Source organism: Nitratireductor sp. ZSWI3, from assembly GCF_024655565.1.
Taxonomy (GTDB): domain Bacteria; phylum Pseudomonadota; class Alphaproteobacteria; order Rhizobiales; family Rhizobiaceae; genus Nitratireductor.
Map to the genome: position 1 here is coordinate 24,421 of NZ_JANKOF010000051.1, position 9,795 is coordinate 34,215.

Here is a 9,795-nt window from a genome sequence, read left to right on the forward strand (position 1 = left end):
AGGCCGTTGATGCCGGGCTTTGCCTCATACCCGCAGCTCAATTTCGAGGAATTCGTGGAAGCGATGGAGGAAGCCGTTCCCGCCTTGCCGCGTCAGGAGGCCAAGCTCGCGCAATTCATCCTGCTCAACCTGAACACGCTCGGGCTCGAAACCGGCAAATCTCTGGCGGCCAAGGTCGGGGTGAGCGAGGTCACGGTCGGGCGGCTGCTGCGCCGGCTCGGCTGCAACGGCATGAAGGAGTTGAAGGCACTGCTGCGCCAGCAATATTCCGTGGCCACACCCGCGCCGGAAGCACGGCAGGGGGTGCATGCGGCGCTCGAGCAGGTGATGGAGGCCGAACTCGGCGTCGTTACGGCGATTTTCCAGCAGACGACCGGCACCGATTGGCAGCGCGCCGGCGCCCTCCTGGCCGGGAGCGAGCAGATCTTCGTCACGGGCTTCCAGTCGGTCAGGGGAATGGCGGAGGATTTCGTCCGCCGCCTGTCGCTCGCGCGCGGAAACGTGGCGTATCTTTCGCCGCATGACGGGATGCTTGCCGAATGGGCGCGGATCGAAAATCGTCCTGCCACGGACACCTGCCTCGTGCTCGTGGATGTCGTGCCCTATGCCCGGGAGGCGATCGACATGGCGCGGTTGGCAAAGGAGGAGGATCGCGCCTGCATCGTCGTCTCGGATGAATATTGCCACTGGAGCCGCGGCATCGCCGACGCGGTGATCTACGCACCGTCGCGGACGGGCTTGTTTCTCGAATCGACCGTCGGCATTTCGCTAGCGCTCAGCCTGCTCGTCGATGCCGCAGCCGCCGCCCATCCGGAGGAGTCGCGCGAACGGCTTCTGCAGTGGAAGGCCCATGCCAAGCGGCTGCGGCTATTTTGAAACGCGCCCTTTCTCTCTCGTCCGCGCGAATGGCGATTCTGAAGGGCGGATTTCCCATGACCCTGATCTCCGCACCCGCGGCGGCTGTGCTCGCCGCTGATACGGGAACGGCACGAGCCATTCGGGTGCTCCACGATCGCAAGGGTGGATAGCGAGGATCATCTCCAACCGGAGGAGAACAGGATCAAATTCAGCGACTTACCGAATTCGAACTAAATCTGATTCCGTAGTTACTGGGCCGCGGTTGGGAAGTATAAATGCCTGACAGTGGGATGGTGAGAGGTGACTGTCCGGAGTGGCGGATATTTGTGAAGCACGAGCGCTCCCAGGCCCGCTTCGGCGCGGCCGTTGCCGCCACGAATACCGGGGAGGATGGAGACGATGCTGTTTCCGCGTCGCATACGCACTACGCAGTGTGATGCCCAGCTTGACGCATCCCGCTTTCAAAGGTTGGAGAAGACCGTCGGCCGTCTTCACGCTGAAATCGAGGGCGAAATCGACGATCTTCGCGCGTGCTATGACAGCGTGGCCGCTTCCGCAGCCTTTTCACAGCAGGCGGTCGAGACCGAAGGGCGCGCAGACCTGTCGCCAAAGGTTGAGGAACTGACCGGCGTGCTGATCCGCTGTGCCGATCGCCTCGCTCGGCTCGACCGCCAGCGTCGCTTCATCACCGCGCTGAAGGAAACAATTGCCGCTTTCGACGGCGGCTACCCGCGCCCGGATCGCAATGAATCCGGTCGGCAAAAATCCGAACATTCGCCCGACTTGGCTCGTTCAGCCTGATCCCGCCCGAGATTGCCCTGCCGGAGCGCCGTGCGTGCGAGGAAGCACGGCGCTCCGTCTCGTTGTGTTGCGCGTTTGTGTGGACATCAGCGATTCCACCTGACTGCAACATGCTATCGGCAGACGTGGCAGCGCTCACTGCCGCCCGGTATGCGACTTTGCTTTGGAGGGTTGTGGCAGGGGTTGTCGAGAGATGGCCATCTTTCGTCTCTCCTCGGCGATCTCAAGGCTATTGATCGACCCTGCAAGCGCGGCGAGCTCGTTCTTGATGGAGTCAAGTTTCCGACGCAGCAGGAGAAGGTTGCGAAGCAGGAGCAGGATGCCGGTCGCCAGCAGGAATACTGCTACGATCGTCGTTTCCGTCCCTCGTGCCAGCAACAGGCCCGCCACGCCCAGAGCGAGAAGCGAGGTGACGCGCTCGAACCTTCCATGCAGCAGGAAGGCCGCTGTGGGGACGACCGTCAGCGCCACCAGCGCCGCTCCGGAACCGCCAAACAGCCTCGAGAGGTTCTCGGCGCCGAACTCAAAATAAGAATCCATGTTCCACCCGCTCGCACGCTTCATGTCACGATACCCGACAGCCATCAAATCGCAGGCGGCGCGCCGCTTCAAGGGCGCAGTTCGGCTGCCCCGGCGCCGACGGGGCGCACGGGCCGCGCAGGATCATCAATCTGGTGGACTCCTCGACGAAAGAGGTACGCGTCGTCGTGCGCCCGAACTTCCAAGGGATGGATTTACCGGCCGGGCGTCTCTTGAAATCATGGAGCATGCGCGGCTCGCCGATTGGCGATCAAGCCATTGCGGTCCGACCGAGCGGAAGCCATGGCGCATGCTGAGCTGCGACCTGGAGACGGGGTGATGACGACCGGTAGACTAAAGCCGCCCATATTTCTGATCGGCAACTACCGGTCGGGAACGACCATCACGCAAAAGCTGATCGGGCTCCATCCCGATATCGTCACCTGGTACGAGCCGAGAACGCTCTGGCGCTATGCCGACCCGGCGCGGCGCCACGACGAGTTTGACGAAAGCGATGCCACGGAAGCGGTGGCCCGCTATATCCGCCGCCGTTTTCTCAGTTTCCAGATGCAGGGCGGCAATCGCAGGATCATGGAGAACACTCCATCAAACGTTCTGCGCGTGCCGTTTGTCCATCGGATATTTCCCGAAGCGACTTACATGTTCATCGTCAGGAATCCGTTTTCCTGCATCAGCTCGATCGAGCTCAAATGGAGGAAGTCCAAAACCTGGAAGGGCCTTGTGAGGAGCTTGTCGGACGCGCCGACCATGCAGCTTCCGTATTACGCGCGCGAATTTCTCGCCAACATGATCGTCAGGAAGGTGCGCCGGACTGCGTATGTGCCGAGCTACGGACCCCGCTACGAGGGGATCGACCAGGATCTGGAGCACTGTGACAAGCTGCAGATCGCGGCACGCCAATGGGCGTTCGGCAACCGCAAGGCGCGCCGGGATCTGGCAAGGCTCGGTGCCGGCAGCGTCCTGACCATTCGCTACGAGGACCTGATGGAGGACACCGAAGCGGTCCTGCTGCGCATCTACGATCACTGCGGACTGGCCTGCGACGACGGCATTCTGCGCGCGGCCAAGAGGATGGTCGACCCCGGTCGTCAACAGAAGTGGCTGCGCCTCGACAAGGCCGCATTGCGGGCGGTGCTGCCGGAAGTCTCCGAGGAGATGGCGCTCTATGGCTACGAAGTGCCGGCAATCCTTCAATAAGGCCCGACATGGCCGCATCCACGGGCAAGGACATGTACTGTTCAGCCGCCGGTGCATCGAACTGCCGGTCACTACTTCTAATGGATTAGTCCGGTCGCCCCAGATGTCATGCTGCGGCCTTCTCCAGGGCGCGATATTTTAGGGCGTTCGGGCCGGTTCCGTTTCGCCGCGACGGCCACATCCACTTCAAGGGCAAGGACGATATGGTGTACGAGCGCGATTTGCTTTCACAGAGATGCCGGCCGTGAAAGGGCAGGGCGGGCTGGCAAGACGCAGCATTGTGGGCATTCTCTGGACGGGCCTTTCCATGGGTGCCCTTGCCGTGGCCGAACTGGTCGCGCTGCTCGTCCTCGCGCGGCTGCTCTCGCCTGCGGAATTCGGCCTTTATGCCGCGGCCCTCGTGGTCATAAAGTTCTCGGCGATCTTTGAGAATCTGGGTGTGACGCCGGCAATCGTGCAAAGGCCGGTTCTCGAGGTCCGTCATCTTCGCGTCGGCTTCACGTTGTCGATGCTTCTCAGCCTCGCCGTATCTGCTGCAGTCTGGGTCTCGGCGCCCGTCATCGCCGCGTACCTGCGCCTTGCCGACCTCGTTCCAGTGGTTCGGGTGGCGTGCATCATCCTCTTGTGTCAGGGCTTCTCGACGGTGGCGTTGGCCTCGGCGCAGCGCGCTTTGCGCTTCCGCTGGCTTGCCACTCTGGACGCTTGCGCATTCGCTGCCGGCTTCATCGTCGTCGGGCCGGCACTGGCCCTGCTCGGCTACGGTGTGTGGGCGCTCGTCGGGGCATTGGCGACCCAGCACCTTTTGCGTATGGCGGTGCTTCTCCTCGGTCAGCCGCATCCCAAGCGGCCGATGCTGGAGTTGCGCGCGGCGGCCGATCTCCTTTATTTCGGTGGAGGCTTCACCCTTGCTAGGATCTGCAATTATCTCGCCACCCAGGTCGATCGGCTCGTCGTCGGCCGGTGGCTCGGCGCCGATGCGCTTGGGGTGTATGCGCTGGCCTCACAGGTCATGACCGCGCCGGCGGTCATCATCGGGCAGATACTCGATCGCGTGCTCTTCCCCACCATGGCGCGCGTGCAGGAAGAGCCCGCGCGCCTCGCCCGCGCCTATCGCAGCGGTGTGGCCGCCTGCGCGCTGCTCGTCCTCCCCGCCGGCCTCACACTCGCCGTGATCGCTCCGGAACTGGTGCTGGTGGTGCTCGGACCTCGATGGGCCGGCGTTGCCGCGCCGCTGCAGATCCTCGCTCTGGGGATGCTGTTTCGCACCAGCTACAAGCTCAGCGACTCGGTCACGCGCGCCACCGGCGTCGTCTATGCCCGGGCGTGGCGCCAGGCCGCCTTCGCCCTGGCAGTCGCCCTCGGCGCGCTTGTGGGCTCGCGCTGGGGTGTTGCGGGCGTGGCCTTCGGTGTGGTCGCGGCGGTTGCCTTCAACTTCCTGCTCATGGCGCAATTGAGCTTGCGTGTGACCGGTGTGCGCTGGCCTGAATTCGCCGCGGCTCATTTGCCGGGCCTCGCGCTTGCCGCCGTGGTCGGGGCCGGCGTGTGGACGATGGCCGACTGGCTTCGTGGAAGGGAGGTGTCTCCTCTGCTTCTGCTTCTCGACGTGGTGGTTTTCGCCCTTGTCATCTCCCTTGTGGTCTGCTGGCTGCTGCCTGCCGTCTTTCTCGGCAGGGACGGGCGGTCGGTCCTCGGCCTGCTCGTCTCCCTGGCGCCCGCCTGGCTTCGGCGTGGCTCGGCCGGATAAGCGATCAGGCGCAACTCAGGCTGACTGGCGCCGGGGCGGAACGGGCCTGTGACCGCGGTCCAGGGCGCGATCTCCGTCCGGCGGACGGGCTGTCTTGTCGCTGTCGAAGGCGGCTGGATTGCGTGCAAGCCGCTGGCGAAGCCAGAGACCGGTCATCAGCGAGGTGACGATCGAGGCAAGCACGAGCGCGGTGAACATGCGCTCGTCAATGATGCCGGCGGCCAGCGCCACGCTCGCCAGGACGATTCCCGGCCCGCCGCGCGTGTTCATCGCCATGCCGTAGTCGAGGGCACGCGCCCATCCCATGCCGCCGGCACGGGCGGCCAGCGTGCAGGTGGCGAGCTTCGTCGCCGTGCTCGCCGCGATGAAGAACAGCGTCAGCCCGGCGTCAAACTGATGCACCAGGTCGAGCCGCAGCCCTACCAGAGCGAAATAGATCGGCACGAAGAACCAGATCGCGATATCCGCTATATGCTGCTTCACCGCCACCAGTTGCCGTGAGGAAAAGCGTGTCATCACAAGTCCTGCCAGAAGGGCAGCGAAGACGATATTGACGCTGAGCAGGCTCGCAGCGGCGACGAAGACCAGGCACAGAAGCATGCTGTAGCCGGTCAGCGAGGCTTCACTGACCTTTCCGATGACGTTTCTGCGGATCGTGCGCAGAAGTGTGGGGATGAAGAGGAGCGCCGTCAGCACGAAGGCCACCGTGACGGCGACCACACGTGTGATCGCCGCCGTGTCGGCTGCGTCGCCATATTGGACAGCGGTGGCTATGGCAAGCACGGTCCACAGCACGAGATCCTGTATGGTCGCGGCGCTGACGACATTGCGCGCAAAGGGCGTGTTCATCAGGTCAAGATCGAGGAAGATGCGCGAGACCACGGGGATCGACGTGACCGCCACGGCGATGCCCATCACCAGTTTGAAGGCAAACTCGTCGCCTGCCCGCGTCTGTTCGAAGAACGGTGCGCCGGCGTAGCCGAAGGCAAACGGGACGATCAGTGCGCCCAGCACCAATGCCAATACGGTGCGGCCGGATGCTGCCGACCCCTCCGCCTGCATCTTGAAGCCGGCGGTGAACATCAAAAGCACGAGGCCGAACCAGTAGAAGGCGGCCAGGAGAGCCTCCTGCGCGGCAAAACCGATGAAAAGCCAATCATGCGCATCGCGCGAGATCACGCCGAGAATTGAGGGGCCGAGGACAATGCCGCCGGAAATCTCGCCGATCACGCGCGGCAGCCTGAGCCGTTCGAACACAAATCCACCGCCGAGCGCGGCGAAGAGCAGGAGCACCAGCGACAGGAAAAAGCGTGCCAGCTCCGCGTCGTTCATGAGGTGCCCGCCAGCAATAGGTTTCCCTCCCGGATGTGCAGGAAGGGAGTGGTGCGCACGCCGCCCGGAACGCTCGCGACGCTTCGTTCAGCGGACGGCATAGCGGGCAACGATCCGTGCTGCGAGTTCGTCCAGCGTATGCGTTTCGGTGTCGAGGACGAAATCGGGATCTTCCGGCGGTCGGTATTCCGAATTGTAGCCCACGAGCGTGTCGATCTCCCCATTCATGGCCTTTCGATAGAGACCCTTGGGGTCCCTTCGCGCACAGGTCTGGATGGAGCAGCAGACGAAGCCGACCGACAGGTTCCGCACATGGCTGCGCACAAGCGCGCGCGCATCCGCGCCGGCTGTCAGGGCCGAAACCACCACATGCAGGCCGGCCTCGGCCGCCTTGTCGGCCAGATGAGCGAGCGTGGATACGACACGCAGCCTGTTGGCGGCACTGAAATCAAGGTCTGCGCCGAAGAAGTCGCGTACCTCGTCGCCGTCGAAGTGGATCGCGGGAATGCCGCGCTGTCGAAGCTCGGCGACGACGCGCGCGGCGATCGTGGTCTTGCCGGCCGATGTCGGCCCCAGCAACCAGAGCACCGTGCCCGCCGCCGAATCCGGCCGCACCTCAAGTGTTGCGTCTTGCGGCATTGTTGCTGACATGGCCATCGCCTCATCCTATTCCTGGAACAGGGGATGTTTCATCATGCGTTCGGCACGCACGAGATCCTGCACCTCTGAGCGCATCATCCAGTTCGGCAGGGACTCGCCGGCCATCAGTGCGCGTCTGATCTCGGTGCCGCTTATCGGCCGTGCCGTGTCGCAGGACCTGATCTCCACATAGCGCTCCGACTGCGCGTCGTAGCCGACCGCCTCGAAGAAGATGGGTTCGATGCCGATATCGCCCAACTCCTCGAATAGGGCACGGCTGGCATCGGCATCGTAGAAGTTTCCGACGCCGGAATGATCGCGCCCGACGATGAAATGGCTGCAGCCCATGTTCTTCCGGCACAGTGCTGTGAAGACCGCCTCGCGCGGCCCGGCGAAGCGCGGATAGGTGATGAAGCTCGACAGCACCACCTTGCCGGCCGGATAGACGCCGTAATCCAGCATCGCCTGATAGCCATCGAGCACCAGGCGCGGCAGGAAGTCGCCGCGGCGGGCGATGCCGACCACCGGATTGATCAGCAGTCCGTCGGCATAGCTGCGCTCCAGCGCCCGGATCTGTATCGCCTCATGGGCCCGATGCACCAGGTTGCGGCTGTGAAAGGCCACCACGGTCGTCCAGCCCTTCTGGGCGAAGACCGTGCGCAATTGGGCCGGCGTCAGGTCGTAGCGCCGGTGGGGCGAGGGCAGAGGGTGGATGAGCGTCACGTCGCCGGCAATGAAATGGTCCCCGCGCGAGGAGATCCGTGCGACACCGGCATGTCTGGGCGACTCCGTTCCGAACCACAAGCGCGAAAGCTCCGCGGCGTCGAAGGTGAAGGTCTCCGAGACGTCGATAACGGAATGGAGCGATCCTTGCCCGTTGGTGAGCAGAACGCGGTCGCCCTTGCCGAGGCGCCGAGCCGCATCGCCGGCGACGGGGAGCACCACCGGCATCGTCCAGGCGAGGCCGCAGGGGAGGCGGTTGTGTTGCAGGACGCTTTCGAGCGTTTCCCTGTCCATGAAACCTTGCAACGGCGAAAAGGTCCCTCGGGCGATCTGTTCCACGTCGGTCAGTTCCTCGTCGCCGACCGCAATCGCGGGCAGGTCGGCAACCTCGGCCTCCTCCATCGCTTCCATCGTCCGCCGGACAAGGCGGCCACCATGCGGCTCGACTTCCGGCAACGGCGACGATGGTCGCACACGGATCGCCTGTGCACCGTTGCGGTTTCGCCGGAACTGCTCGACAACCCGGACTACCATCCTGGCGCAGCTTTCGGGATACCGGCCGATTGCGGTCTCGGCGGCGAGCACCAACCCGTCGGCGCCGTCGACCAGCGTGTTGTAGATGTCGTTGACCTCGGCCCGTGTCGGCGCTGGCGCGGCGGTCATCGATTCGAGCAGGTTCGTGGCAACATAGGTTTTCGCACCATGGCCGCGCGCTTTGCGAATGATCATCTTTTGCAGTGCCGGGATCTGTTCGATGGGGACCTCGCGTGACAGGTCTCCGCGGTCGATCAGGATCGCATCGGATTTTCCTGCGATGGCCGCGAGATTGCCGAGCCCGCTCAGGCATTCGATCTTGGAAATGATGAATGCGCCGTCGCCGGCCTCGCTTCGGATGGCGTCGACATCGGCGGCGCGATGGGCGAACGAGAGCGCGAAATGGCGGATGCCCGCCCGGCGGCCGATGGCGATGGCTGCAATATCCTTCTCCGTCATCGGCGGCATATCGAGGGCCCTTTGCACGGTGACGGCCTTGTTCTGGCCAATCTCTCCGCCGGTGAGGATGCGCAGCGTCGCCTCGTCCTCGCCTTTCTCGACGACCTGAGCGAATACGGCGTTGAAGTCGATGCTGATGAAATCGCTCACCCGCAGGCCGCTTACGATATAGGGCGGGTAGAAGCTGAAGCTCGACGGATCACCGGAGGCCGGCCGCGCGCGCACGGTGAGAAAGCGGTTCTCCCGCACCGAAATCCTTCCGTCCGCCAGCGGCCCGGTGCGCACTTGCGCACCCTCCGTGTCGAGGCAGATGGGAACGGGCGTTCGCTGCTGGATGAATGCGATAATCTTCTCCAGGTCTTCGAGCCTGGTATGGGAGAGGTTGAGGCGCAGCAACGAGGTGCCGGCGCGCTCGAGGCAATGGATCACCCTGTCGTTCAGGGAGGCCGGACCGAGAGTGCACAAGAGCTCCACCTTCTTGATCGTCATGATTCCCACCATCTTGTTTTGGGTTCGGTGCGGCTGGATGCCCGGGTGGAAATGACAGGTGGTCGCGCCTGTGACAGGTGCGCAGTCGGCGCCCGGGACATCGCCCCACCCACGTCCCACGATGGCGCCGGTGCGCATCTGGACGACCCTTCTCGGTCCGTCGTGTCGATAATCCTAGGCGCAGCAACGTGTCGCCGGAAAGCTCGACAATTGGATAGCGCCGGCGAGAGAGCTACCACAAAAGTGGGTGGCAAAAAGGGTGCGGTTAGCCCGGATTCGGAATGGCATTGCCCGGGCGCGGTCCTTCATAATCGATTTTTGTTGGTGTGCCTGCACCATGGGGGAGGCATGCCGTATTGGTCATCGCAATCCTTGCCGAGAGTAATCTCATGATCTTCGAGACACAGATTGTTTCGGGTGCCGACGACATCGAGGAGGGACCCAGCGGCTCGGTGAAGATGACGAGCAGCGACCTGGAG

General features: G+C 63.7%; 8 protein-coding genes. 4 read left to right on the forward strand and 4 right to left on the reverse strand.

Annotated elements, in window-relative coordinates; genetic code table 11:
* Positions 1–9: 9 nt before the first annotated feature.
* Together NUU27_RS15605 and NUU27_RS15610 are read left to right on the forward strand one after the other, a co-directional pair.
* On the forward strand, positions 10–876 hold the full coding sequence (locus NUU27_RS15605) for a MurR/RpiR family transcriptional regulator (RefSeq protein WP_257763056.1): 867 nt from the start codon (positions 10–12) through the stop codon (positions 874–876).
* A 381-nt stretch (positions 877–1,257) separates the two neighbouring features.
* The gene (locus tag NUU27_RS15610) at positions 1,258–1,659 is read left to right on the forward strand and encodes a hypothetical protein (RefSeq protein ID WP_257763057.1); all 402 of its coding nucleotides are present in this window, start codon (positions 1,258–1,260) and stop codon (positions 1,657–1,659) included.
* 135 nt (positions 1,660–1,794) lie between these two features.
* On the opposite strand, the gene NUU27_RS15615 is transcribed toward NUU27_RS15610, so the two are convergent.
* Positions 1,795–2,223 (reverse strand): hypothetical protein, encoded by a 429-nt coding sequence (locus tag NUU27_RS15615; RefSeq protein WP_257763058.1) that lies wholly within the window; start codon positions 2,221–2,223, stop codon positions 1,795–1,797.
* A 294-nt stretch (positions 2,224–2,517) separates the two neighbouring features.
* Here NUU27_RS15615 and NUU27_RS15620 point away from each other — a divergent pair, with 294 nt between their 5' ends.
* Both NUU27_RS15620 and NUU27_RS15625 read left to right on the forward strand, forming a co-directional pair.
* Complete coding sequence (locus NUU27_RS15620; RefSeq protein WP_257763059.1) at positions 2,518–3,396, forward strand: sulfotransferase; 879 nt, start codon at positions 2,518–2,520, stop codon at positions 3,394–3,396.
* A gap of 244 nt (positions 3,397–3,640) precedes the next feature.
* Positions 3,641–5,140, forward strand: coding sequence for a lipopolysaccharide biosynthesis protein (locus NUU27_RS15625; protein ID WP_257763060.1), 1,500 nt, complete (start codon positions 3,641–3,643; stop codon positions 5,138–5,140).
* Between the two features lie 15 nt (positions 5,141–5,155).
* Here NUU27_RS15625 and NUU27_RS15630 read toward each other — a convergent pair whose 3' ends face one another.
* The 3 genes from NUU27_RS15630 to NUU27_RS15640 all read right to left on the reverse strand — a co-directional run bounded on the left by NUU27_RS15630 (position 5,156) and on the right by NUU27_RS15640 (position 9,316).
* Entirely contained in the window at positions 5,156–6,472 is a 1,317-nt protein-coding gene (locus NUU27_RS15630) for a cation:proton antiporter (RefSeq protein ID WP_257763062.1), read from the reverse strand.
* A gap of 87 nt (positions 6,473–6,559) precedes the next feature.
* Positions 6,560–7,123: an adenylyl-sulfate kinase gene (locus NUU27_RS15635; protein ID WP_257763063.1), complete on the reverse strand. Its 564-nt coding sequence runs from the start codon at positions 7,121–7,123 to the stop codon at positions 6,560–6,562.
* Between the two features lie 15 nt (positions 7,124–7,138).
* The gene (locus tag NUU27_RS15640) at positions 7,139–9,316 is read right to left on the reverse strand and encodes a pyruvate kinase (protein ID WP_257763064.1); all 2,178 of its coding nucleotides are present in this window, start codon (positions 9,314–9,316) and stop codon (positions 7,139–7,141) included.
* Positions 9,317–9,795: the final 479 nt, after the last annotated feature.

Excerpts from the sequence above, each read along its gene's own strand:
- NUU27_RS15605 (WP_257763056.1), top strand. The coding sequence starts at position 10 with ATGCCGGGCTTTGCCTCATACCCGCAGCTCAATTTCGAGGAATTCGTG.
- NUU27_RS15610 (WP_257763057.1), top strand. The coding sequence starts at position 1,258 with ATGCTGTTTCCGCGTCGCATACGCACTACGCAGTGTGATGCCCAGCTT.
- NUU27_RS15615 (WP_257763058.1), bottom strand. The coding sequence starts at position 2,223 with ATGAAGCGTGCGAGCGGGTGGAACATGGATTCTTATTTTGAGTTCGGC.
- NUU27_RS15620 (WP_257763059.1), top strand. The coding sequence starts at position 2,518 with ATGACGACCGGTAGACTAAAGCCGCCCATATTTCTGATCGGCAACTAC.
- NUU27_RS15630 (WP_257763062.1), bottom strand. The coding sequence starts at position 6,472 with ATGAACGACGCGGAGCTGGCACGCTTTTTCCTGTCGCTGGTGCTCCTG.
- NUU27_RS15635 (WP_257763063.1), bottom strand. The coding sequence starts at position 7,123 with ATGTCAGCAACAATGCCGCAAGACGCAACACTTGAGGTGCGGCCGGAT.
- NUU27_RS15640 (WP_257763064.1), bottom strand. The coding sequence starts at position 9,316 with ATGACGATCAAGAAGGTGGAGCTCTTGTGCACTCTCGGTCCGGCCTCC.